The sequence below is a fragment of the Streptomyces aureocirculatus genome (assembly GCF_000720475.1).
GTDB classification, from domain to species: Bacteria; Actinomycetota; Actinomycetes; order Streptomycetales; family Streptomycetaceae; genus Streptomyces; species Streptomyces aureocirculatus.
The window spans coordinates 1-22,774 of record NZ_JOAP01000076.1; the positions used below are offsets into that span (position 1 = coordinate 1).

General features: G+C 67.6%; 18 protein-coding genes and 6 pseudogenes. 14 read left to right on the top strand and 10 right to left on the bottom strand.

Features of this window, described 5'->3' with window-relative positions; genetic code table 11:
* The 5 genes from IG78_RS46915 to IG78_RS0138355 all read right to left on the bottom strand — a co-directional run.
* On the bottom strand, positions 1-181 hold a 181-nt coding region (locus tag IG78_RS46915; protein WP_157856008.1), incomplete at its 3' end, for a transposase.
* A gap of 82 nt (positions 182-263) precedes the next feature.
* On the bottom strand, positions 264-731 hold the full coding sequence (locus tag IG78_RS0138340) for a hypothetical protein (protein WP_030573440.1): 468 nt from the start codon (positions 729-731) through the stop codon (positions 264-266).
* Positions 728-1,834 (bottom strand): recombinase family protein, encoded by a 1,107-nt coding sequence (locus IG78_RS0138345; RefSeq protein WP_157856009.1) that lies wholly within the window; start codon positions 1,832-1,834, stop codon positions 728-730. Before IG78_RS0138345 ends, IG78_RS0138340 begins: the two co-directional genes overlap by 4 nt.
* Before the next feature lie 252 nt (positions 1,835-2,086).
* Positions 2,087-2,668 (bottom strand): HD domain-containing protein, encoded by a 582-nt coding sequence (locus IG78_RS0138350; protein ID WP_030573445.1) that lies wholly within the window; start codon positions 2,666-2,668, stop codon positions 2,087-2,089.
* Between the two features lie 20 nt (positions 2,669-2,688).
* Entirely contained in the window at positions 2,689-3,789 is a 1,101-nt protein-coding gene (locus IG78_RS0138355) for a helix-turn-helix domain-containing protein (protein WP_051853422.1), read from the bottom strand.
* Between the two features lie 116 nt (positions 3,790-3,905).
* Here IG78_RS0138355 and tgmA point away from each other — a divergent pair, with 116 nt between their 5' ends.
* From tgmA to tgmC, 3 genes are read left to right on the top strand one after another with little or no spacing between them, the layout of a single operon-like run.
* On the top strand, positions 3,906-4,160 hold the full coding sequence (tgmA, locus tag IG78_RS0138360) for a putative ATP-grasp-modified RiPP (protein ID WP_030573452.1): 255 nt from the start codon (positions 3,906-3,908) through the stop codon (positions 4,158-4,160).
* Positions 4,161-4,163: 3 nt separating this feature from the next.
* Positions 4,164-5,120: an ATP-grasp ribosomal peptide maturase gene (gene tgmB / locus IG78_RS0138365; RefSeq protein ID WP_030573456.1), complete on the top strand. Its 957-nt coding sequence runs from the start codon at positions 4,164-4,166 to the stop codon at positions 5,118-5,120.
* Positions 5,117-6,286, top strand: coding sequence for an ATP-grasp peptide maturase system methyltransferase (gene tgmC, locus IG78_RS0138370; protein ID WP_030573458.1), 1,170 nt, complete (start codon positions 5,117-5,119; stop codon positions 6,284-6,286). The genes tgmB and tgmC overlap by 4 nt, the downstream gene beginning before the upstream one ends.
* Before the next feature lie 323 nt (positions 6,287-6,609).
* On the opposite strand, the gene IG78_RS51930 is transcribed toward tgmC, so the two are convergent.
* The 3 genes and pseudogenes from IG78_RS51930 to IG78_RS43300 all read right to left on the bottom strand — a co-directional run bounded on the left by IG78_RS51930 (position 6,610) and on the right by IG78_RS43300 (position 10,720).
* Positions 6,610-7,263: a hypothetical protein gene (locus tag IG78_RS51930; RefSeq protein ID WP_249926160.1), complete on the bottom strand. Its 654-nt coding sequence runs from the start codon at positions 7,261-7,263 to the stop codon at positions 6,610-6,612.
* Positions 7,229-7,900 (bottom strand): SWIM zinc finger family protein, encoded by a 672-nt coding sequence (locus tag IG78_RS51935; protein ID WP_225882392.1) that lies wholly within the window; start codon positions 7,898-7,900, stop codon positions 7,229-7,231. Before IG78_RS51935 ends, IG78_RS51930 begins: the two co-directional genes overlap by 35 nt.
* Positions 7,897-10,720 (bottom strand): annotated as a pseudogene (locus tag IG78_RS43300) (DEAD/DEAH box helicase). Before IG78_RS43300 ends, IG78_RS51935 begins: the two are co-directional and overlap by 4 nt.
* A gap of 231 nt (positions 10,721-10,951) precedes the next feature.
* On the opposite strand from IG78_RS43300, the pseudogene IG78_RS52890 reads away from it, so the two are divergent.
* A pseudogene (locus IG78_RS52890) lies at positions 10,952-11,068 on the top strand (SAM-dependent methyltransferase); the annotation flags it as partial.
* 5 nt (positions 11,069-11,073) lie between these two features.
* A pseudogene (locus IG78_RS52895) lies at positions 11,074-11,226 on the top strand (SAM-dependent methyltransferase); the annotation flags it as partial.
* 186 nt (positions 11,227-11,412) lie between these two features.
* Here the strand turns inward: IG78_RS52895 and IG78_RS50365 are convergent.
* Positions 11,413-11,835, bottom strand: a complete 423-nt coding sequence (locus IG78_RS50365; protein WP_169749744.1) for a hypothetical protein — start codon at positions 11,833-11,835, stop codon at positions 11,413-11,415.
* Positions 11,836-13,301: 1,466 nt separating this feature from the next.
* On the opposite strand from IG78_RS50365, the gene IG78_RS50765 reads away from it, so the two are divergent.
* From IG78_RS50765 to IG78_RS0138420, 6 genes and pseudogenes are all read left to right on the top strand, one after another.
* On the top strand, positions 13,302-13,784 hold the full coding sequence (locus IG78_RS50765) for a hypothetical protein (protein ID WP_199813356.1): 483 nt from the start codon (positions 13,302-13,304) through the stop codon (positions 13,782-13,784).
* 65 nt (positions 13,785-13,849) lie between these two features.
* Positions 13,850-16,645, top strand: coding sequence for a M48 family metallopeptidase (locus IG78_RS0138400; protein WP_030573469.1), 2,796 nt, complete (start codon positions 13,850-13,852; stop codon positions 16,643-16,645).
* Positions 16,646-16,766: 121 nt separating this feature from the next.
* A complete protein-coding gene (locus IG78_RS0138405) occupies positions 16,767-17,669 on the top strand; it encodes a hypothetical protein (RefSeq protein WP_030573472.1) in 903 nt (300 codons plus the stop codon).
* A gap of 58 nt (positions 17,670-17,727) precedes the next feature.
* A pseudogene (locus IG78_RS52900) lies at positions 17,728-18,619 on the top strand (IS630 family transposase); the annotation flags it as partial.
* 226 nt (positions 18,620-18,845) lie between these two features.
* Positions 18,846-19,261 (top strand): annotated as a pseudogene (locus IG78_RS52905) (secondary thiamine-phosphate synthase enzyme YjbQ).
* Positions 19,262-19,336: 75 nt separating this feature from the next.
* Positions 19,337-19,468, top strand: a pseudogene (locus IG78_RS0138420) (IS5/IS1182 family transposase); the annotation flags it as partial.
* Between the two features lie 27 nt (positions 19,469-19,495).
* On the opposite strand, the gene IG78_RS0138425 reads toward IG78_RS0138420, so the two are convergent.
* Positions 19,496-20,512 carry a DMT family transporter gene (locus tag IG78_RS0138425; protein WP_063760852.1) on the bottom strand — a complete coding sequence of 339 codons (1,017 nt, stop codon included), beginning with the start codon at positions 20,510-20,512 and terminating at the stop codon, positions 19,496-19,498.
* Positions 20,513-20,870: 358 nt separating this feature from the next.
* On the opposite strand from IG78_RS0138425, the gene IG78_RS49780 reads away from it, so the two are divergent.
* The 3 genes from IG78_RS49780 to IG78_RS50370 form a co-directional block, all read left to right on the top strand.
* On the top strand, positions 20,871-21,428 hold the full coding sequence (locus IG78_RS49780; protein WP_157856010.1) for an SMI1/KNR4 family protein: 558 nt from the start codon (positions 20,871-20,873) through the stop codon (positions 21,426-21,428).
* A gap of 961 nt (positions 21,429-22,389) precedes the next feature.
* Positions 22,390-22,512, top strand: a complete 123-nt coding sequence (locus IG78_RS52315; protein ID WP_263972755.1) for a hypothetical protein — start codon at positions 22,390-22,392, stop codon at positions 22,510-22,512.
* A gap of 98 nt (positions 22,513-22,610) precedes the next feature.
* The coding region (locus tag IG78_RS50370; protein WP_169749745.1) for a transposase at positions 22,611-22,774 on the top strand (164 nt) is incomplete at its 3' end.

The window sequence follows — 22,774 nt, forward strand, 5'->3', positions numbered from 1 at the left end:
AGCCATACCGTTCCGGCACATCACGCCAGGCTGACCCGGTTCTCAGCTTCCACACGATTCCATTCAGGACCACCCGGTCGTCCGATCGAGGCCGCCCCGCAGTCCCCGAACTCGGCAGGAACCGCGACAACACAGCCCACTCGGCATCCGAAAGCTCATGACGACGCACCACGACGAGCATGATCCCTCATCACTTGATCACCTTTGAAGACGACCCCTAGGTGCCGGACGGCACTGACGCCGCCCGGCACCGTATGGCCTGCCTACATCTCCGGGTGTACATGGCGTTGCCCGGACAGGGAGGACGCCGTCTCGGGGTCCTCGGCGCAGTGGATGACGCATGTGCGCCCACCGACCATCAAGTCCCTCTTGCTATGGCGAGCTGGTCCCCCGTCCTTCGCGTTCACCGCGCGAAGCGATTTCACTTGCGCGGTTGACGCCCCGGTCGCCAGGACGGTGTCGCGCACCGTCGTCTGCCGCAGAGTCAACTCCTGCACGGCCTCCCTCAGCGCCGCATCGTAGGCGGCTTCGGCGGCGCGCAGCTTTTCCAGTTCCGGCATCCGTACGGTGATGGTGATCGGCGCGGTCACGCCGATGAGCGCCAAGCCCTGCTCGACGTCCTCGCCCGCCCTCTTCAGCGTCCGGCCGTGCCCGTACACGCCGTGTTCTGCGGCGCGCACCACCCAGGTCCGGTCATGGCGGAAGGCGTCGCAGTTCACCGTGTTGCTCATCGTGTCCCCTCCATGTCCTCGATCAGATGCTGTGCCACGGTGTCGGGGATCGGGGTCGGCACGACCACCGTGCGGGCTCCTCTCTGGTAAACGGCGTGCGCCCCGCTGGTGCTGATCTCGGTGACCGTCAGCCCTCGTCGGCACGCCGCCGCGTGCACGCGCAGCAGAGGGCTGTGGTCACCGCCGCGCAGTGCGGCGGTGACTTCCTGTGCCAGCTTCCACTCCTCAAGGCTGACCACGGCAGCGTGCACGGGTTTCGGCGACCATGCCCACTCGGAGATGGGGTTCCACCTGGACGTGCCTTCGCGCCCGGTGCGCGCCGCCTTGCGGTTGTACACCTGGTGGCCGGCGAGCTTGGGGTTTGCGATCAGCCCTTCGACTCGGTTCCGCGTCCACTCGGTTTCGATCGGGTACTTCTTGGGGCCCGCGGACAGGATACGAACGATCTCCCCACCCTTTAGGTGTTCCTCGCGCCGAAGCCGGCACAGCGCCCGGGCAGCGGGGAACCGGCGCTCGTCGTCGTGGGGGACCAACTTCTTCTTCGGCTGCTGCCTGCCGAAGCGGTTACGGCCCGGATCGGGTGCGTTCTCGTCGATCACAGCCTTGTACGGGTATGGCGGGTATCCGTGGTTGTGTCCCTGCACGGCGTGCTGGATCTGCCCGCCGGTGGACTGCTCCAACATTACCGCCCGGTAGATCTCCCCCTCGGCCTGGCCGTACAGGCGGACGCGGAGCCTGCCGGATTCGGTCCCGCCGGTGGGCTCGTTGGCGTAGACGGCTTCCACGCTCAGCTTTTTCAGGCCGTGTTCCACGGTGAGGCTGGTGAGCATCGCGCGGGCCACGCGGTCGGACCGCTCGGCCAGGACGTGGGTAATGTTCATCAGCTCGGCGCGGTCGATCAGGTCCTGGAGGCCGCCGTCTCTCGGCACGGGGACGTCCAGGGCGTCGTACATAGCTTGCGGGCCCAGGCCGCGCAGTTCCGGTGGGAGCATGCCGGACTCGACATCCCAGAAGTACGCGGCGAACTCCTCCACCTCAAGCCCGGCAGCTACGACACCGCCGGACTCATCGAGGTCCTGGAGCAGGTAAAGGTGTTCTACCACGGCGAGCAAGTGGTCCTGATCTGGGACGGCCTGTCCGCCCACTGGAGCCGGGCGATGCGGGCCCACCGCATCAACGCCAACCCCCCACTGCCATGGTCATACCTCGCCCATACCGGCCTGACCATCCGCCCACCACACCCACCGAACTTACGAAAAGATCAGTAGGTGCGGGCTGATCTGAGGAAGCTGGGCGGCGGCCCGCTGCTGGCGTGCTTCGTGAAGCGGGGATGGGTTTCCTGGGTGGACGAGGGTTCAGGGCAGGTAGGTCTGCTGCCACTCGATGGATGTCATGGTGAGTGCGGCCTGAGCAAGGTTGTGGGCGGAGGCCGTCTTGAGCTTCGCCGCGCTGCTGTCGATCCAGGGCTGAACGTTGGAGCAGCCTTGTTCGCGGTATTCGATGGCCTGGAGGAGGCATTCGAGTTTGTCCGCGTCGTGTGCGCAGATCACTTCGAGGGAGTCACCGTTTTCGTACTCAGCTACGATGCGCTGGGCTCCGGCCTTGACGGCCGGGTGCGCGGCCGAGACTTGGTCTGCGGTCACCTTCTCGTTGCTGGCGGCTTCGAGATAGCGACGGCCGATGTGTGGGATGTCGCCGACGCGGGTCTCCTGTGTGTCGTGCCAGAGCCCTAGGAGGGCCGTCTTGGCGGGGTCTGCCCCTTCCATCATGGCGAGCACGGAGCCGATGAGCGCGACTCTGAAGCTGTGCTCGGCGATGGTCTCGGGGTCCTTGACGCCGGCGGTCCACCACCCGGACCGCTTGGCACGCTTCAGCATCCCCATTTCCAGAAGGAAGCCTGCGGTGCCCTTCGCGTGCTCCTGATCTGCGTCCGCCATGGAATACGTCCTCCGGTTGGTCAGGTGCGGTTCTCGCGTAGAACGTAGTGCACCGAGCTGAGTTCGCGCCGTGAACGCGGGGAGATCCTGTTCCGGTCCAGGAGCCCGTCAGTGTGCGAGGCCAGCCTGTTCGCAAGCCTGGGATCGGCAAGAGGCAGCCAGCGGTGGATGGTCAGCAGGGCCCAGAGCGAGTGGGCGTACAGATCCACGTAGGCCGACGCTTGGTGGAGTCCGGTGACCAGGCCGTGCAGGAGCCGCACGGGCTCCCAAGTGGCAGGCCTGTGCCGCATGAAGCCGTCATCTGGCTGGGGTTCGCGCAGTGCGCCCAGCCAGTAGGCCCAGTAGTTGAGGTTGGCGTTCTCGGCGGCGTCATCGCCCGCCAGGCCGTTGTCGATGAAGTCCAGCAAGGGCTGCGGATCGCCAAGACGGACCAGCGCGGTGGCAGTTGAGCGTGCGGTGGCCCAGTGAGGGGTCCAGCCGTGGGCTGCGCTGAGCCCGCGACGGGCATGCAGGGCCTGGCTCATCCACGTGGTGACGTCCGGGGTTCGGTCGTAGGAGCACAGATACAGTGCCTGCCGGTGCAGGAGCAGGCCGTCGCTTCCGGCATGGAGCGCTGATTCCGCCGTGTTGCGGAGCTGGGCGAAGAACGCAGCGCGATCGGGTGCCGGCAGTACCGGCGCCTTGGCCACGGGGCCGCGGCGCCCCGGGAGCGGTCGCTGTGCGAGAGCGGGCGGGACGCGTCCGTTCAGTGCCCACGAGATCATGTGGGCCGTGTCCCGGGTGTGGACCCAGTCGGCCAGCGGATGCCGGTCCGTATCTTCCGGGTGGAGTGTGCCGGAGATGATGCGGTCCGCGTCCATCGCAGGCTCGAAGAAGTGAAGAGTCTGGGGATCCGTTCCCAGGGCCAGTAACCGGCGTCGCAGGTGCAGAAATGCTCCGGCCTTCACGTGTGCCAGTGACCTGCGGCCGGTCTCCCAGCCCTGCCAGGTACAGAGATCGACGCCCATCGCCTCCGCCATACCGGCCTGCGTGCAGTTCGCGCTCTCGCGCGCCATGCGCAGCACGAACCCGGTGGTCCTGCCCGTCGCCGCGTTCCCTCGTGCAGCTCCTTTCACCGCCATGCCAGCCCCCTGTGCTGTGCTGTCGGTCGCCCAACATGTACCCACGGTCAGTCCTACTGCATCCACGACGGCCGTAGCGTGTGGTGCACCACAACCACCCCATCGAGGAGGCCACGATGGCCACGCCAGCCCAGACCGCTGTTCGACCCTGGGGCGCCGGTCGGCTCGCCCCGTACCCGAAAATCACCCACCGGCCGCACGCCTCGGTCACGCTGGAGCCCGATACCCAGCTCGGTATCTACGTGGACCGCACCGGCAAGATCATCGATATGGGCAAGCACGGGACCAGCAGCGGTACCGAGACGCCGACGAGTACGAACTCCGATTCGGCGCCCGACCAGGGGCACGACCAAGACTCCCAGCAGGACTGACCGGTGGCAGCCAAGGCCGTGCTCGTGGCCACCGAAACCGACGATGTCACCGCCGACATGGTAATCACCGAGCTGAACGCGCGGAACGTACCGGTGGCCAGATTCAACCCTGCCAGCATCGGCACGGACTTGACGGTCTGCGCTCACTTCGGCAGCGGCACGGATGCCGTGGCCGGGCAGCTCCGCACCCCGTCGCGGATCGTGGACCTGACGCGCGTCCGCTCCGTGTACTGGCGGCGCCCCATCTGGCCTGCCTTCGACCACCTCGCGCCTGACGACGCGCGTTTCGCGGCCGCACAGGTCCACTACGGACTCGGCGGCATCCTCCACGCCCTCGACCAGCCACTGTGGGTCAATCACCCGCTGAAGAACGCCGCCGCGGACTACAAACCCACCCAGCTCGCCGTCGCCCACCGCATGGGGTTCACCGTGCCGCCGACCCTGGTCACCAACGACCCGGACCAGGCGCGTTCCTTCATCAACGCCCACCAGCGTGTGCTCTTCAAGACGCTGCGGTGGACGCCCTACCAGCGCAACGGCGTTCCCGTCACCGGCTGGGCCGACCCGGTGACCGCGGGCGAGCTGGACGAAAGCGTGCGCGCGGCGCCGCACCTGTTCCAGGCCGTCGTGGACAAGGCGGCCGATCTGCGCGTGCTGGTGGTCGGCCGGAAAGTGTTCGCCGTGCGGATCGAGTCCAAGATGCTGGACTGGCGCAAGGACTACGCGGCCCTGTCCTACAGCATGGTCGACCTGCCCGAGCGCACGGAGAAGGCACTCCTGGCCTACCTGGACCACTTCGGGCTGGTATCAGGGAGCTTCGACCTCGCCGTGGACAAGGCTAGCGGCCTGTGGTGGCTGGAGCTGAACCCCAATGGACAGTGGGGATGGCTGCAGGAACCCACCGGCCTCCCGATGGCCGCCGCATTCGCTGAACTGCTGACGCAAGGAGCTTCCCCGTGACCGACACCGCTCCGCAGCGGCGTGCCCTCGCCGACCGCCTGACCCAGGCAGGCGTCCTCACCGACCCCGGCTGGCGGGCAGCGGTGGAATCGGTCCCCCGAGAGCTGTTCCTGCATCCCGGTGTGTTCCTGCCCGCACCGGGCGGCAGGTGGCAGCCCGTCACCGCGGCCGGAACCGAACCGCAGGAATGGGCGCAGCTCGCCTACCGCGACGAATCCCTGACCACACAGCTCGACGGGCACCTCACCGCCGACAAGGCCACCGGCCCGGTGCCGGGCTCCCCGACGTCGTCGTCCACCACACCCGTCACCGTCGTCGACATGCTGGAAAAGCTCCAAGTGGCCGACGGACACCAGGTGCTGGAGATCGGTACCGGCACCGGCTACTCCTGCGCCCTGCTGTGCTCTCGGCTCGGGGAGGACAACATCACCACCGTCGAAGTGGACGCTAATGTCGCAGCCCGTGCGGATGCCGCGCTGGAGGCGGCCGGATTCTCGACATGGACCGTCACCGCAGACGGTCTCCTCGGTCACCCACGCCGGGCCCCCTACGACCGCGTCATCGCCACCTGCGCGGTACGCCGCATCCCCTACACCTGGATTCAGCAGACCAAACCGGGCGGCATCATCCTGGCCACGGTCGGCGGCTCGTGGCTCTACGGCACCGGCCTTGCGAAAGTCACGGTGGCCGGGGACGGGACCGCCCGGGGCAGCATCATCGCCCGCTCGTCGTTCATGCAGGCCCGCTCCCAGGCACAGACGCCGATCGCCGGTGACCTGTCCGCCCGCACCGCCTATGCCGACAGCGAGCGCAAATCCCAGCTCTCTCCGCTGCTGCTGGAGGAGTGGATGCCTGCCTTCCTCGCGCAACTCGCCTCCCCCGGAGCACACCTCACACAGGCGAGGACGTCTGAGGGGGACCTGTCGGTGTACCTGTTCGACCCCGACCGCGAGTCCTTCGCGTCGTTCACACAGCACACGCATGTCTGGACGGTCCGTCAGGGCGGCCCAGTCCCCCTGTGGGACACCATCGAGCAGGCCCTCACCGCATGGCAGGACGCGGGCAGCCCCGACATCACCACCGTCCAGATGCACATCACGCAGGAGTCCCACACGTACTGGATCGCAGGACATCCGGCGCTGCGATGGCAGCACCACGTCGGCTGAGGCTCACACCGCCCAAGCAGGCGGGAGGCAAATGCAGTTTGCGCGTGCGACACGCCCCATCGCGGCAGCCTGTGCCGCTGGCCTTCACGCCTCACGGTCTCCCCCACCGCGGTCGGCGTGGGCTGAGCTACCTGGATCTTTCGACAGACAAGAACGTGCAGGGCCCACTGATTCCGAGGGCTGGCGCGAAGCAGCTATCCGCACCCGGCAACGGATGTGACAGCCGGGGGAACGGCCTTCCAGACAGTTCGAGCCGGAGGCCGATCGCGGCGAAGCAACTGCGGCGGCCACCAGACTGCGTAGTGCGGACCCGGGTGCGGTTTCTAGTCGATCACCTCGTTCAGAGCCTCTGCCGGGTCGGTGTTGGGGTACCCGGCTGGCCACCACGTCCCTTGCTTCTTCCGGTACGGGTACCAGAGGCGGGCGTCGGTGCCCAGGCGCAGCTGAACCCCGTATCCCACGGCTGTGAGCCGGGTGCGGGTGGTGCGCAGGGCGAGGGGCTGCTCGTCGTCACGGGTGTGTCTGATCTGTTGGCGGGCGGCGTCGAGGTGGTGGGGGTCGGGGTCCCATGGCTGATTCAGGATGTGCAGGGCGGGTGCTCCGCCGTACTGCCAGGCGTGGGCGGCACGGGTGAGAGCGGTCGGGGTGCGGTGGCTGCGGAAAGCCAGGCGGGTGAAGATGCCGGTGGGCGGATCGGCGGCGGCCAGGCGTACGAGATCCTCCTCCGCACTCAGGGCGGGCGGGGCCAGGGGCGGCAATCCGGTGGCATCTGGCTGCAGCGCCTGGCGGAGCAGGTGGGCGGCGCGGTGTGCGGTGTCGGCGGCCAGGAACTCCAGCGCTGCCACATCCAGCCCGTCGGGCGGATCATCGCTCCACGCGAACGAGGTCACCGGTATGGGGAGTTCGACGGCGGGTGGCGGACCGGGAAGGGGTGGCAGGCCCTCACGGGCCGCGGCGAAGACCTCCCGTGCGGGCACCGGGGCCCGTGGCGGGCCGGTGGCGGTGGCGGTGGGCGGTATTGCGCCGGTGGAGTTCCTCCATCACCTCACGCTCGCCTCTTCCCCGCAGGAGCAGCAGGACGAACGGGTCCTCGTCGAGCAGCCGGGCCACCTGGTAGTACAGGGCGGCTGCGTGTTTGCACGGGTCGCCCCAGTCAGGGCAGGAGCACTGGGAGCTCAGGTCACGCAGGCGGGGCAGGAGGGGGGCTCCGCCTTGTTCGGCGTCGTTTGCGAGGGTGGTGGGCATCTCCCGGTCCAGAAGGGCGGCGAGGTGCCCGGCCTGGGAGGCGGCGAGGTTCAAGAGCGCGTCCCACTGGGCGGCGGTGAACGGGCGGATGTCCATCGACGAGGTGTAAGGGGCGGGTTGGCTGCCCTGCACCTGTGCGGTGGCGCGGCCTGCGGTGACGGTGATTTCGCCGACGTTGCCTGCCCGTGCGTAGGTGCGGCCGCGGGCGAGCCGTCCGGTGGCCGAGCGGTGCGGCCCTTCGAGGGCTTGGATCCAGGCGTTGCCCCACCAGGATGCGGCGAAGGAACGGCGGCCGCGGGCTGTGGGCAGGGGTGGAAAGGTGCGGTGGCGGTCGCCGTGGTCTCCAGCGCGCCGGGTGGTGGGGGTCATGGCCTGTTCCCCCGCAGGCGGACGAAGTCGGCGAGCTCGGCATCGCTCAGTTCGGTCAATGCGGTTTCCCCGCCTGCGAGGACCGCGTCGGCCAGGGCTCGTTTGGTCTGGGAGAGTTCGGCGATGCGGTCTTCAACCGTGCCCTGGGCGAGCAGGTGATGGACCTGGACCGGCTGGGTCTGGCCGATGCGGTAGGCGCGGTCGGTGGCCTGTTCCTCAACGGCCGGGTTCCACCACCGGTCGTAGTGCACGACATGACCGGCCGCGGTGAGGTTGAGGCCGGTTCCGGCGGCTTTCAAGGAGAGCAGGAAGACGGGGACCTCTCCGTCCTGGAAACGGCGCACCATCGTCTCACGACGCGTGACGGGCGTGGCGCCGTCGAGGAACTGGACGGGGATACCTCGGGCGGTGAGGTGCTGTTGGAGGATGCGGCCCATCGTCGCGTACTGGCTGAAGATCAGAACTTGCTGGCTCTCGGCGAGGACGGTGTCCAGGAGCTCGTCGAGGAGTTCGAGTTTGCCCGAGCGGCCTGCCGTCGTCCCGGCGCTCTCATGCAGGTACTGCGCGGGGTGGTTGGTGATCTGCTTCAGGGCGGTCAGGAGTTTGAGGACCAGGCCCTTGCGGGCGATGCCGTCGCTGGCGCGGATGGCGGCCATCGTCTCGCGGACGACAGCCTCGTAGAGGGCGACTTGTTCCCTGGTGAGGGTTACGGGGTGGCTGGTCTCGGTTTTGGGCGGCAATTCGGGGGCGATGCCCGGGTCGGACTTCTTGCGCCGCAGGAGGAACGGGGCGATCAAGGTGGCCAGGCGCTGCGCGGCGAGGGGGTCCTTTCCGCTCTCCGCGCCCCGGGCGTAGCGGTCGCGGAAGGATTTCAAGGGTGCCGAGGAGCCCGGGGGTGGTCCAGTCGAGCAGCGCCCACAGCTCGGAGAGGTTGTTCTCTATGGGAGTGCCGGTGAGGGCGACCTTCGCGCGGGTGCGCAGGGTGCGCAGGGCTTCGGCGGTCGCGGCATGCGGATTCTTCACGTGCTGGGCTTCGTCCGCGACCATCAGGGCCCAGGAGTGTTCGGCGAGGGGCGCGGTGCGCAGGCGCAGGGTCGCGTACGTGGTGAGGACGAAGCCTTCGGTGGCGCTGTCCAGGGTGCGCTGGGTGCCGTGGTAGCGGATCACGGGGGTGCCGGGCGCGAATTTCTCGATCTCCTGCTGCCAGTTGCCCAGCAGGGAGGTCGGGCAGACCACCAGGGTGGGGCCGGCCGTTGCCGGGGTGGCTTGCCGGTGCAGGTGCAGGGCGATGAGGGTGATGGTCTTGCCCAGGCCCATGTCGTCCGCGAGGCAGCCGCCCAGGCCGAGCGAGGTCATCTGATCAAGCCAGGTCAGGCCGCGAAGCTGGTAGCCGCGCAGGGTCGCCCGGAGCTGGGCGGGTTGGGGCACCGGTTGACGGCGGGCGCTGGCCTCGGGGTCGGCGAGGCGTTCCCTCAGATCCGCGATCCAGCCACGGGTGGTGACGTCTACCCGCTCGCCGTCCACCACCGTGCTCCCGCTCAGGGCGGCGGCCAGGGCCTGGACCGGGGTGAGTGTGCGGTTCGCGCGGTCCCGGGCGCGGGCGAGGATCTGCGGGTCGATGAGGACCCACTGGTCACGCAGCCGCACCAGGGGCCGCTGGGCCTCGGCGATCCGGTCGAGCTCGGCACTGGAAAGTTCCCCACCGCCCAGAGTGAGTTGCCACTGGAATGACAACAGCGCCTCGGCGGACAGCAGGGACGGCAGATCGGAGTCGGTGTTCCCGGCCGGCTCGATGACCGCTCGGGCCAGCAGTGTGCGCGCGAGCTCCTTGGGCCAGTGGACCTGGATACCGGCTGCGGCCAGCGCCGGGGCCGCCTCACCCAGCAGCTCGCTTACTTCGGTGCCGGACAGTTCCAGCTCGACCGGAGCCGCCGCGCGCAGCAGACGGCCCAGCGGCGGCCACACGTGCACGGCCCGGCGCAGCGCCCGCAGCGCCTGCGCTCGGCCGCTCGGGCCGAATACACCGGCTGCCGCCGAGGCGCCCACCCAGACGTCCTGGGCGTCACAGACCACGCCTTCGATGGTGTGGTGCATCTGTACGACCGCACGAACCCCACCGACCGCTTCCCCAGCATCCGCCTGGCCCTCTTCAAGGGATGCACCCACGGCCTCCCCGTCCCCGAACCCGCCATCGCCCTCGGGTAGTTCGATGCGCAAGGACAGGCCGGTGCTGGAGGTCAGGCCTGCCGCGACATCGTCCGCCCACTGCCGGTACTGCGGCACCGTTTGCGGTTCGACCGCAGTCCATGCCGGGCCGCCCGCTGCTGCCGGGCCCGCCGGGGTGCGGGCCAGGACATCGGCTACGGCGTCGAGGAAGGCGCGCGCCAGCGGTTCGGCCTGCGGCAGCCCCAGCCGCTTGCCCGCCGCCGGTATCGCGCGTGCCTGGGGCGGCATCGCGGCCGCCAGCTCCCGCAGCCGCTCGACATCCTGCGCGTCACAGGGTCCGATCCGCCACGTATCGAACCCGGCAGGGGTGATGGCGGGCAGGAGCCTGCCGCGCGCGAGTAGTTGCAGCGCCACCACCGCGGCCGCGCCCCAGAACACGGCCGTGGGATCGGCACCGGGTATCCGGCGCACCTCGCCCAGCACTGGCAAGGCCCGGGTCAGGGGAAGGACGGTGGCCGCCACCTCACGTCGTCGTGCACCGGAGCCGTGGGGGCGTGCCACCGTCAGCCGTTGCGCCGCCTCAGCGGGCAGCGTTCCGTCCGGGTACACGAACGCCATCTGGCTGGTCCGGGGCGGGTCGGCCGCCAGGAACATCACGGCGCAGACGGCGAGGTCGTGCAGGAGTGCGGTCTCGGCCACGCTGCTTTCCGCCGCCCGGCTGTGCGGCGATGGTGTGGGCGGCGGAGGCGGAGCTGATCTCACGGACGGCGGCCCTTCTGTCCCCCGGTGGCACGGCCGGACATCCGCCGTGCGTGCCGAGCATAGCGGCGCACGGAGCCGCGATGGAGGCGAACCCAGTGATGCCACCCGACCGAGTCCTACCGCATCGTGCGCCGCCTCATGCAGGAGATGCCCCCGGGCTCGTATCTGAGTCTGTCGCACACCACCACCGAATTCGCGCCGGCCGCGATGGAGGCCGTCGTTGACATCTGCGCGCAAGCCGCGACCTGCACGCAGATCGCACCCGGGCGCAGGTGCTGCGGTTCTTCCATGGACTGGACTTCATCGATCCGGGGCTTGCGGTGGCGCACCGGTGGTGCCCTGTTCCTGCGAGCGGCCCGAGCCTGGTCACCGACAGGCAGGTCTGCCTGTATACCGGAGTGGCTCGAAAATCTTCGGCTCTCTGCTGGCCTCGGGGCTCATGGGCTTGCACCGTGAGGTACCGCGTATGTCCTGCTGCCGAGAGCGTGCCTCACGTTGAGCAGAGTGAGAGGGGGCCGCGGCGGCGGCCGCGAGACCCGCTGCGTCCGCGCTGGTGGCGTGAGGGCTGTCCCCCGCAGGGGCGGTCAGGCGTCGAGGCAGTGGCGCACGGCCATCAGGTAGGCGAAGACGTCATGGAATTGCAGGTCGTCGGTCGCCAGCATCCCCAGGGCCAGCGTGTAGGGCAGGCCTGTCTCCGGGTGCGCCCGGGCACTTTCGTGCCAGTTCAGCAGTTGCTGGGCGATCGTCCCGGTGCCGGCGGCCCGCGTCGTGTACGCCTTGAGTTCTGCCTCGGCAGGGGTGTCGAGGCCAGCGCCCTCGGCTTGGGCCAGGATCTGGTTCCTGATCTCTTCCGCAGGCAGCTCGTGCGGCACGATCCGGCTGAGTACGACGCTGCCGTCCTCGCGCTGCCGCCTGCGGTAGTCCAGCAGCCGGTCCAACACCTCGTCCATATCGCGATTCAGCGCCGCGGCGCTCTCAGGCGTCTGCCCGGCAAAGAAGTCCGTCATCACCAGTGCCGCCCTTCCCGTCGCCTCCCCGCCGCAGTGATCGTAAACTGCGGCGGGCCGACAGCGCAGCGAACGGCGGGGCGGTGTATCAACGAAGCTCCAGCGCGGCGGGACTCCCCCTGCAGGGCTGATCTCGGGCACAGCCCGCTTCCGATCTCTGCCAGATTCGCGCACCGGGCCTCGCGCCGGTCCTCTGCAGAAAGGGCAGCAGGCTGCCGCTCCAGTGTGCACCGGCGGCCTGGCCGGTGTAACGCACAGTCGGCAGGCAGGCTTTGCCCCAGGACGTTGTGCAGGGGACCAGCTCCCGGGCACCGGGCGAGAGGGCGCAGGGAGACGTCACTCCGGTGTGGGGCCAGGCCGAGGTGCGCCGCCGTGCCAGACTGTGCTGCTGCCCACGCTCTGGACTTTGCGGCTGTAGCTGCTCGTCTCCGGCGCTGGTCGGACGACCCATACTTCTGGTCGTTCGGGAGTGCCAAAACTTCGGTCGCTATAGTCGCTGCTCACGGTACGGTCCGGGCCACGGCCGGTCTGTGGGTGGCCGTGCTCCGCGGCCGTCGCAGCCAGCACCAGCGGCTTGCTGCGCGGAGGCCGGGCCATCGCACGGCTGCGGGCCGTGGTGGGTGTGCCAGGGCGAACTGGCGGCCGAGGTGATCTGCCGGTGGGGAATCCCCACTGCCGGGCCGCCCGCCGTCCATGTGCAGTCGGGGCGCAGCGTGTCGGTGCACGGCGATGCCTCGTACTCCTGTTCACCGCCAGGGGTGGATTCGCAGTCTCCTTGGTGTCGTGCGGTGCTGAACGCCAGCGCGAACGCGCAGTGGTGCGGCACACTGCCGCGGGAATCAGCGTTCTCGCATCAGAGGAGCCATCGCATGGCCGAGCCGATCGTCGTCCCTGGCCTGTGGAGTGGGAGCACCGTCGCAGCCGCCGCCCGAGCCTTCGGCAACGGACGAAGCAGCGCGCTCCGACAACGTATGACAGGCATCGAAAAAGCCGCCGACTTCACCGTCATCGACTGCACCAGCAGACCTCTCGCACCCACCAAACGGGGACTAGAGTTCCTTCACGAAGCAGCCGGAATCCTCGCATCGCCGGTGCAGCGGGGGGGGGCTGGATAAGCGCCACCACCGTCAACGCCTTTCAGCAGAGGAGCTCTCTCAGAGTGCGTGACCTCAGCGTCCGCAGGCGCCCGATTGCTCAGTGGTTCCGCTGATTCGATGCCTCGCCGTGATCGTGGTCGGCCGTCAGGAAGCGTTCCATCGCGCCGTCGCACGCACGCCGTCCGGCGCCGAGGCGGGGTGGGCTCCTCTTGGCTGCCTGCGATCTGTTGCCCAGCAGTCGTTCCAGCCGTGTCAACGACAGGCCGTTGTGATGACGATGGATAGTATGCGACTCCACAACTAGCAGTACAAAGAGGGGAGTTGGTCCCAATGCGGGGGCGGCAGCGGGCCTTTTCGTCTGGGGTTGCGGTGCGTGATGTGGTGCGCTCGGTTATCGCCGAGGTGGCACCCGAAGAGCTGCCTGTCGTGGACGGGCTGAGCCGGTTTGACGACGCTACGGTGGTAGCTCGCCTAGCCAGCCGTCGCAGGGGTCGTGAGCCTCTGGGGTTCGGACTGGAGGAGATGGTCTGCCTGGCCACCCCGGTGATCTGGGTGGCCTTGGACCAAGGTGTGCGACAGGCCGTCGGCCGCACAATCGACGGGGTCCCCCGCGGAATGATGAGGAGGGTGTTCCGTCGGCAAAGTGCCCCGCAGGCAGTACCCGCGCTGAATGTCGAGCAGGTCGCCGAGGTGCGGCGGCGGATTCTGGAGTTGTCGGCGCAGACTGGACTGGAACCCGACCGCGCCTTGGTGCTCGCCGATCGTGTGGCGGCTCGTCTCCTCCTGCCCGGGCACTCTGACGGGCACGACGACGGCGACGATGGCACTGACGAGTCGGGCACCCCGGCGTAGTCGTGTCTACGCCGACGGCGCGGGTCGACGGACGTGTCCTCAGTACGGGGACCACAGCCCGCTTTGTGTTGCTGACGGTGCTGGTTCTCGTTGCCAGCCTGTCGGTAATTGAGGATGTCAACTACAACGTAGCCTATTGGCTCGAGCCGGAAGGGAACGTCCTCGGCAGCGTTGGTTGCTATTACGCCGCGGGTACGGACCCCGTCGGTGACCCCGAGGAGATCCGGCTGGCGTTGAACCGCCCGGGGGTCGCAGCCGCACTGGACGTGTGCTGGGACCGCTTTGAGCACCGGTTGCCGTTGTGGCTCGCATGGCTGGAACTGGCCTTGCTGATGACCTCGGTGGTCGTCCTCTACTGGGTGCTGCCACGGTGGAAAGGCCGGCGCGCGAAGGTCGTACCGCTGGACGGGCAGACTGATCCGACCGGCGAGGTGCGTCGTCTCGTCGACGAGCTGGTTGCCGTAGCCGGGCTCACCCGCTCACCGCAGGTCGTCATCGACCCGGCGGCCCAAACGCCCAGCGCGGTCGTGTTCGGGCGGTGGGGACGCTACACCGTGTGCCTGCATGGTGGGCTGCTCGCCCGTCGATCGGCCGATCCCGCCGGGTTCCGCGGGGTCGTACTGCACGAACTCGCCCATATCCATAACCGGGATGTCGACATCACCTACGGCACCGTGGCGCTGTGGCGTGTGTTCCTCGCCGTTCTGCTGCCGGCCAACGTACTGATGACCGTCGCCTTCCTCAGGCGGGACCTTCTGCAAAACCCGACCGGTATCTACGCGGCGACGAACGTACCGAGCAGTGTTTACCAACTGCTCCAGACAGGGTTCCTCATCGTGCTGGTGTACCTGGCGCGCGCCGATGTGCTTCGCACCCGGGAGTTCTACGCCGATGCGGATGCGGCGAAATGGGGGGCCGACCCGCGTGTGTGGCGGCAGGGCGCTCCCGCTTCGGCGGGCGCAGGGCGGGGCAGGCACATGCTCATTTCGTTCGCCGGTCTATGGCGTATGCATCCGGCCTGGGGGCAGCGGGAGCAGGCGTTGGCCGATCCCGTTCGATTATTCGGCGTCCAGCGGCTGCCCCTGTTCTTGACCGGCGCGGCGGCGTTCATGGTCGCAGATGGGGCGAGCGGCTCGGCAACTTTGGGGCAGGGGGACGTCCCGCTGTGGGCGCAGTGGGCCTGCGCGATGCTCGGCGCGGGGCTGGCGGCCGTGGTCGTCGGCACCATCCAGTGGCGAGCCGCCGTCCATGCGGTGCTTGCCAACCAGCGCGGCCCGTCCGGGATACGGGCAGGTCTGTGGTTCGGTGCCGGCTTGGTGACCGGTGGGATGGGGCCCAGCCGCACCGCCGGACAATGGCTCCCCGAGCGACCGCAGTTCATGTTCCTGCTGCTCCTGATCGGCGTCGTGATCAGCTGGTGGACCGCTCAGCACGCCGAACTGTGGGCCCGCACCTGGCAGGGAGGCACGCTGGGACCGGTCATGCTGCTCGGCCTTTCCGCCACATGGCTCGTGTTCGGGCTGTGGTTCTCGTGGTGGCAGTCGGAAGGATACGAGTGGGCCCAGGGCCGCCCGATCATCGACAGCGAGGGCGTACTCCAACTGTACGCCACCTATTACCCCGGGCTCGCCGAGGCCGGCTCCGATGGCCTGAGCACGGTCGTAAGCGTTCAGTGGACACTCAGCCGCCTGGGCACCGACCAGTTCGTGTTCTCGTCGCAGCGGTTCGTGATGTGGGTCGCGGGTGCGCTGTGGCTGCTGCCGCTGCTGACGTGCGCCTGGCACTTGACCTCGAAGGCACCACGCTGGGCGCGAGCCGATCACGTGCGTGCTGGCCCAGGGCTGCCGGTGCGTCGAATCGTGCGCTGCGCAATCGGTGGTGGGCTGTTGGCCCTCTGTACGCTGACCATGGCCAAGGCACTCCTGCACGACGCTGTACGACCGGGCTCGGGTTGGCTGGCCGCCACCCTCCTCTACGACTCCTTCGGCGTGCTGGTGGCAGTCACGGCGGCCATGGTCGTCGCGGCCTGGGTCGCTGGCAACGGGGACCGCACCTATCGGCTGCTGACCGGGTTGGTGACAGCTGGACTCACCGCACTGCTGGGACTCGCCTGGTCCTTCCTGCTGACATCCGTGGACGGCTGTCTGGGCCGGTTCAACGTCGTCTTCGACACGTGCGGATGGCGACCGTACGAAGGCTGGACGCACACCGCCAGCACCGGACTTGACGTGCTGGGACCGGGCGTGTTCACCGTCGCGGCAGCCTTGTTGCTCATTCCAGCGATTCCTCGCCGCACCGCGCCGACCGCAGACGTCCAGCACACCGTGAGCCTGCGCCGTCGCTTCCTAGTGGCCGGCGTCTGGGCCACAACCCTCGTCTTCATCTCGACGAGTGGACTGCCACTGGGCCATGTCTCCTCAGCCACACCCGATGGCATGGCGCCGTCCCGGGCGCATCTCCCCCCGGCCTCCTCACCGCAGATGCGCTCACTGCGCGTGCTCGCGTGGCTGAGGTACGGAGGCCAGCAACACCTCAACGGCATCGCCGAGCACGAAAACGCCTTCACCACTGCCGCGAACCAGTCCTTCTCCTACGACGACACTGCCGCCCGCGTGCGTCCGGTCTGCCGTGCGGTTGAACGCGGCGTTGCCAACGCCCGCGCCTACTTCCCTCTGCCAGACGCGGAAGGACACCGGCACTGGAAGGACTTCCTGGACCAATCCGAGCATGCCGCAACTACGTGTTGGAAGGCTATCGACACCGAAAACGTCCAGATGTACCGCGAGGCAGTGGAACAGATGCAGCAGACGTACTTCTCTCACCGGAAGGTCATCAACTGGACTAAGAAAAACGTGGACTGACGATCGTCTCAGATCGGGTCGCCCGTTCGGGTGATGGATCCGGATTAACGAGAGGGGCCCCAAGGGTCGGCTCGATGATGGCGGGCGGCGAGGCCCGAAACGGTGGAAAGAAGGAAGGGCAATGTTGGCGAAGACGGGGATGGGACGTGTCGCCCTGCTGACGACCGGGGTCGCGCTGGCCATCGGCGGGTGTTCACAGGACACCGCGGACGGCGACGGCTCAGCCGGGGCTGCAGCGAGCACATCGAAGTCCGCCGAGCCGAGCCGTACGTTGGTGAAATGGGCCGGTCAGATGTGCAAGGCCACGAAGCTTCTTCAGACGATGAAGACGGACAGCGCGCTCATGGTCAAAGACATCACGGATCCTCCGCCCGGGGATGCGCTGACCGAATCCGAGCTCACCGCCATAGGCTACCTGCAGGACACTTCGTCGTCCCTCGACGAGGCCGCTGGTAGGTTCAACAGCATACGGTCGTCAGGCATCGCCGCCGCGGACCGGCTGCAAGGAAGCATGGCCAAGGAGGTCACACGGGTCCAACCGAAGGTCACCAGCCTCACCGACCCCAGCCTCGCGGAGGACTCGATCGACCGGGCCGAACGCGTCGGCAAACTGATCGCGTCCCTGAAGATGCCCAAACACGACCTGCCCGCCGTGGCCGCTGACGAGCCGAACCTCTCGGCCGCCCACCGCGCCGCGCCCGAGTGCGCCCCGCCCAAACCACTGCCGAAGGCTGCGGACGGGACAGACGTCGGCGCCTGCAAGGACGGGGCCTGCGAGATTCTAGTGACGAAGCAAGTACATCTCGTAGTCGACGGATGGGATCTGCGCGTGTCGCGGACGCAGACCAAGGCTACGGTGCATAACAGCGGATCAAAGGGCGGGGTAGGGCAAATCTGGCTGAGCGCCGGTGGAAACGGAACATTCAGTGAAAAGGGCGGCGACGAACTCACCTTCAAGGCCGTTGTCGTCAACAAGGACGGCGCCGTGCTGAAGTTCCGCTCGTGGGGGCCAGGGCGGCGATGAAGAACACGAAGGGCTCCAACTCAGCCTCTCCGGAAGGGCGCCGGATCGTGTGAGGTGACACTCCAGGGGCTCGGCGGCCCGGCCCACACTGAGCGAGAAGCTGTTCTCGGTGCTGGAGGAGGAACTCGCCAAGGGGCCGGTTGCGCACGGCTGGCAGGATCAGACGTGGACCCTGAAGCGGATCAAGGTGCTGATCGGGCGCCGGTTCCACAAGACCATCACCCTCTCGACCATCGCGCAGATGCTGCGCCGCCACGTCTGGAGCCACCAAGTCCCGGCCAAGCGGGCCCTGGAGCGTGACGAGGACAAGATGACCGGCTGGGTCAAGGACACCTGGCCTCAGGTGGAAGCACCGCGGCGGCGCTCGACGCCTTCATCGTCTTCGAAGACGAGCCCGGGTTCTCGATGACGCCGCCTACGTCCCGCACCTGGTCCAGGCCAGGGCGCACGCCCGTGGCCCGGGTGCGAGGCCGTTCCCAGCGCCGCTGTTCCATAGCCGCCCTGGCCTGCTACAAACCTGGAGAACGGACACGTCTGATCTTCCGGCCCAAAAACCATCCCAATCACAAGCGTGGCGGCCGGCGCAGCTTCACCTGGACCGACTACCACGACCTGCTGGCCGCCGCCCACCAGGAGCTCGGCGCCGCGCTGATACTCGTCTGGGACAATGTGAATGTGCACCTGGACGCCCGCCTGCGGGCCTTCATCGACGCCCACGACTGGATCACCGCCTTCCAACTCCCCTCGCATGCACCCGGCCTGAACCCCGTGGAAGGTGTCTGGTCGCTCATCCGGCGCTCGGCGCAGTGCAACACCGCGTTCAGCGCCCCGGAGCACCTGATCCGGTCACTCCGCCGCACACTCCGCGAGATGCAGTACCGCCCCTCATCAACGCATGCCTCGCCGCACCTGGCCTCACCCTCACGACATCACGTCCACAGCCTCAGTAACGGCTCACAGCACATGGCCGAGAGCGTCGTTGCCGCACCTGTGATCGTCCGGGCACTGTTCACGGCAGGCTGAGGCTTTCTGCCTCTGAGGCACACCGGTATGAAGGCGCTATGGCGACCATCTCGGACAGCCGGATAGGCGTCGTCTCACACGACGTTCTTCCGACAGGAAGCTCCATCGCCGTGTCGGTCCGGTTCTTCGTCACCATCGCCCCCCGAGGCCACCATCGACCTCACTGACGAACTCCGCTGGCTGGTCGCCCAGTCGGGGGTCACCGAGGGCACACTGCACGTGTACTGCGGCCACACCACGTGCGGCCTGACGATCAACGAAAACGACAGCGGCCTGGACACGGACATGAAGGCTGTACTGGAGCGTATCGCCCCGTATAGCAGCAAGCATTACTACGCCCACGACAAGGAGCGCACCCCCGCTGAGAGGGCAGTCCACGGCGAACGCGACAACGGCCACTCCCACGCTCGTGCCATGGTCGCCACTTACCCCGAGCTGACCATCCCGGTCACGGCAAGCAAGCTGCACTTGGGCAGTGGCAAGCGATCATGCTGGCCGAGTTCGACGGACCACGGACACGAGAGCTGTTGGTCCGCACCGGTCCTGAAGCGTGTTACACAAGGCCGTGATCTGGGCACTTCCCGTTTACGGCTAGGGTGTTGAGGGTTGAACGGTTGTGGGTGGAGACGTTCACGGGGCTGCGGATGACGCAGCTTGCGCGGCTGCTGAAGGCGGTGCGCGAGCGGGGCGGCAACGGCACCATGCTGGGCCGGCCGTGGAGCCTGCCGCTGGCCGAGCGGGTGCTGATGGTGGCGGTGTACCACCGCACCAACTTGGGTCCCGGGTTCGGCGACGGCTAGCTCTCAGCCCGGTGTGGACCGGCGGGCGCAGGAGGGGCCGGCCGGCGGTGACGGCGGGGTCTTGGCTCTCACGTCTTCGCCGGGCGGCGGGGACTTCGGGGTGGCGTCGGTGTCCTGGTGGGTGGTGTGTGGGGTGGGTTTTGTGGGGCGGTTGACCAGGAGGACGGCGGTGAGGCTGATGAGGAAGCCGGTGACGGCCAGTGCGCCGAGCGGGTCGCCGAACATCAAGAACGCCCAGAACGCGGTGGTGGGCGGGCAGAGGTAGATGAGGCTGTTGACGCGGGTGACGGTGTGGTGATTGAGGTTGAGCCAGTAGAAGCCGTAGCCGCCGAAGGTGGAGAGGAAGACCATCCACAGCAGCGCCCACCAGAAGTTGCCGTCGCCGGGAGGCCGGGCGTTGCCGGAGGCCAGGCCCAGGCAGGTGAACAGTACGGTGCTGGTGCAGCATTGGATGGCCAGTGCGTCGCTCAGAGCGACGGCTGTGCCGCGTCCGCGTTGCAGGAGGGTGGCCGCGGTGAGTGTGGCCATGCCGATGAAGGGCACCGCGTAGATCCAGGCCGGACGGTCGGTGGCCAGGCTCAGCCCGTCACCGATCACCATGGCGACCGCGATCAGGCCAAGGACGAGTCCGAGCCACTGCCGTTTGCTGACGCGCTCCTTCAGCAGCGGGCCCACCAGTGCTCCGGCGACCAGCGGTTGCAGGGACTCGACAAGGGACGTCGTGCCGGCCGGGACGCCCAGTTCGATGGATTTCACGGAGCTGAGCAGGTAGATGCTCTGCGCGAGCAGCCCGACCGCGACCTGTGTGGCGACGTCGCGGGGTGTCAGGTGGTGCCGGTGGCGGCGGATGAGCCACCATGCCGGCACCACCAGGGCGGCCACGATGAGGAAACGCCACATCAGGACGGTGAGGGTGTTCGCGCTGTCGGTTCCCAGGCGTGCCCCGATGAACCCCGAACTCCACATGACCACGAGCGCCGCGGCGGGCAGCGGCCCGCTGGTCAGGGACAGGAAACGCATCCGACGACAGCTCCTTTGGGTGGTCCCGGTCAGGTCCTCTCAGTCGCATCGCAGGTCGACCTGCCTCGTTGCGCCCGAAGTGCGCCGACAACCGTGCTCGCCAGCCTCCGCCTCCTGCGTCTCTCCAGCATCGGAGGAGTTATGCCGGTGCGCTCAGCGGCGCAAACGGACAGAGGCTGCTCGGGACGTGACCCCAACCGACGAGCGGGACGCCCGACTTGCAGCGTCTCGCAGCATTGTGGCATCTGTCACTGTTGCCTGTTCGAGCGCGAAATCGCATCGGTGGAGCCGGCTCGGCCGTGCCCATGCTTATCGGAGCGTCGTCTACGCCGCAAATATACGTGTATTCAAGCGCCCGATGAGTGAGACCATGGAAGGTATGTCGTCATCACGGATCATCCGGGCCTGGAATCGCATCGACGCCTGGCTGGCCGAACACGCCCCCGTCACTTTTGCTGCGCTTCCGCAACCAGCGACTCCCGTGCAAGTTGCCTTGGCTGAGCGGATGATAGGCGTCACCTTCCCACGGGAGTTAGCAGCCTCTTTGGGATGCCACAACGGAAGCGACGACCACACACTGTTAAGTGCAGAACTCATTGCACGCGACTTCCTGCTCACCGCGGAAATATCCCGCCAACCTGGAATTGTTTCGCAGGTGAACACGGAGACGCCTGAGTGGCTCCCCATTACCAGCGATAGCGGTGGCGGACATATGATCCTTGACCTACTCGGCGAACGACAGCCCAGGGTTGGGTTTCGCAGCGAACTCACCAACATCACTTTCCCAGAGACTCCCAATTGGTCCAATCTTTCCTCTCTGCTGGAACATGTGGCTAGCTCGCTCGAAACGATGAAACCTGTAGATGGGTGCCATCCAATAATTTCGGAGGGCGAGCTGCTATGGGACTACCAATGAAATTCCAACTGCGCTCTGAGCCGTACAGGCGACGTCTCAGAGCTGTCAGCCGCCCACGCACCCACGGCGTGTGACTGTGCTCCTACCAACGGCCGTCGTGTGCTGTCGTAGTCTCTGCCATTCCCATCGCCGCCGAGGCTGTCTGATGCCGTCTGCAATGGCGAGCGTCTGGGTGATGTTGTTGACGTTCGCCGCGGTGGTGATGGCGTGCAGCAAGGGGCCCTTGCCGTCGCAGATCAGGGGGTGCTTGTTGCCCGTCTTGTGTCGGTCGACCGGCGACGGCCCCGTTACGCCCCCTGTTTCGCGCGGACGCAGGAACGTCCACGCACACCCGCGACCAGTCGAGTTCCCCGCCCGCTTTCAGCTTCGCGAGCAGAATGCGGTGCAACCGATCCAAGGCCCCGGCCTGCTGCCAACGGTCCACGCGCCGCCAGCACGTCTGTCCGGGGCCGAAAGACAGCCCCGGCGACAGGTGTTGCCATGTGATGTTTTGTTACAGGACGTAGAGGATGCCTTGCAGGCATAACCGGTCGGGACATGGGCCTTGGCCTCGGGGACCGCTCGGGCCAGGGAGGTAACAACGGTTCGATCACTGCCCGCAAGTCATCGTCCATGATCCACGGCCGAGTCCTCACACCTACCCGACCGCTACAGCGACTGGGGCTACATTCGTGGACCCTGTACCGGAGTTCAAGGGCAAGGCGATCTGCGACGACCCCGAATCTGTGCACGGCCCCCGTCTCCAGCGGTCAAGCCGAGACAGACAATGCACCACCACAAGCGTCGATGAAGTCGTTCCACCCCAAGACCTCCGGTGCCCGCCTGTACGCTGACGCCTTGGCGTGCGGCCTGCGGTAACGCCGGACACGCCCTCAAAAGGGGACGCCTACATCTGAACGGTGGGTCCCGGCACGCGTGCCGGGACTCAGGGGACCCACCTCGTACGGGGCCAGGAATCGACATGAACCACGTACGCCCCGCCAAAGGGGCCCTCGCCACCGCCGCGGCCACAGCGATCTGCCACACCGTCATGTCCGGCGGCTACGCGTGGGCGCGCGACGCCAAGGACCGGGACTCAGAATAAGATTGATCGGCCATCAGGGGGTGCTGTGGCGACAGAGCACGTCGGGTGTCTCCGCCGGGCTTAGAGATCATCTCATTTGGCTCGGTAGGCTTTGGGGCGTGACAGGGATCGTTGAGCGGTTGGTGCCGGATGAGCTGTGGGAACTGTTTCAGCGGGTGGTTCAGGAGGTGCCCGCGCGGCCTCAGGGTGGTGGGCGACGTCGGCACGGTGACCGTGAGGTGCTCGCCGCGATCGTCTTCGTGGCGACCTCGGGCTGCACGTG

What these genes read in the sequence shown, in the direction of transcription:
- IG78_RS0138340 (WP_030573440.1), bottom strand. Translation starts at nt 731, where the DNA reads ATGAGCAACACGGTGAACTGCGACGCCTTCCGCCATGACCGGACCTGG.
- IG78_RS0138355 (WP_051853422.1), bottom strand. Translation starts at nt 3,789, where the DNA reads ATGGCGGTGAAAGGAGCTGCACGAGGGAACGCGGCGACGGGCAGGACC.
- IG78_RS52315 (WP_263972755.1), top strand. Translation starts at nt 22,390, where the DNA reads ATGAACCACGTACGCCCCGCCAAAGGGGCCCTCGCCACCGCCGCGGCC.
- IG78_RS50365 (WP_169749744.1), bottom strand. Translation starts at nt 11,835, where the DNA reads ATGACGGACTTCTTTGCCGGGCAGACGCCTGAGAGCGCCGCGGCGCTG.
- IG78_RS51935 (WP_225882392.1), bottom strand. Translation starts at nt 7,900, where the DNA reads ATGACCCCCACCACCCGGCGCGCTGGAGACCACGGCGACCGCCACCGC.
- IG78_RS49780 (WP_157856010.1), top strand. Translation starts at nt 20,871, where the DNA reads ATGAGTGAGACCATGGAAGGTATGTCGTCATCACGGATCATCCGGGCC.
- IG78_RS0138350 (WP_030573445.1), bottom strand. Translation starts at nt 2,668, where the DNA reads ATGGCGGACGCAGATCAGGAGCACGCGAAGGGCACCGCAGGCTTCCTT.
- IG78_RS0138405 (WP_030573472.1), top strand. Translation starts at nt 16,767, where the DNA reads ATGTTGGCGAAGACGGGGATGGGACGTGTCGCCCTGCTGACGACCGGG.
- IG78_RS0138425 (WP_063760852.1), bottom strand. Translation starts at nt 20,512, where the DNA reads ATGCGTTTCCTGTCCCTGACCAGCGGGCCGCTGCCCGCCGCGGCGCTC.
- tgmA (WP_030573452.1), top strand. Translation starts at nt 3,906, where the DNA reads ATGGCCACGCCAGCCCAGACCGCTGTTCGACCCTGGGGCGCCGGTCGG.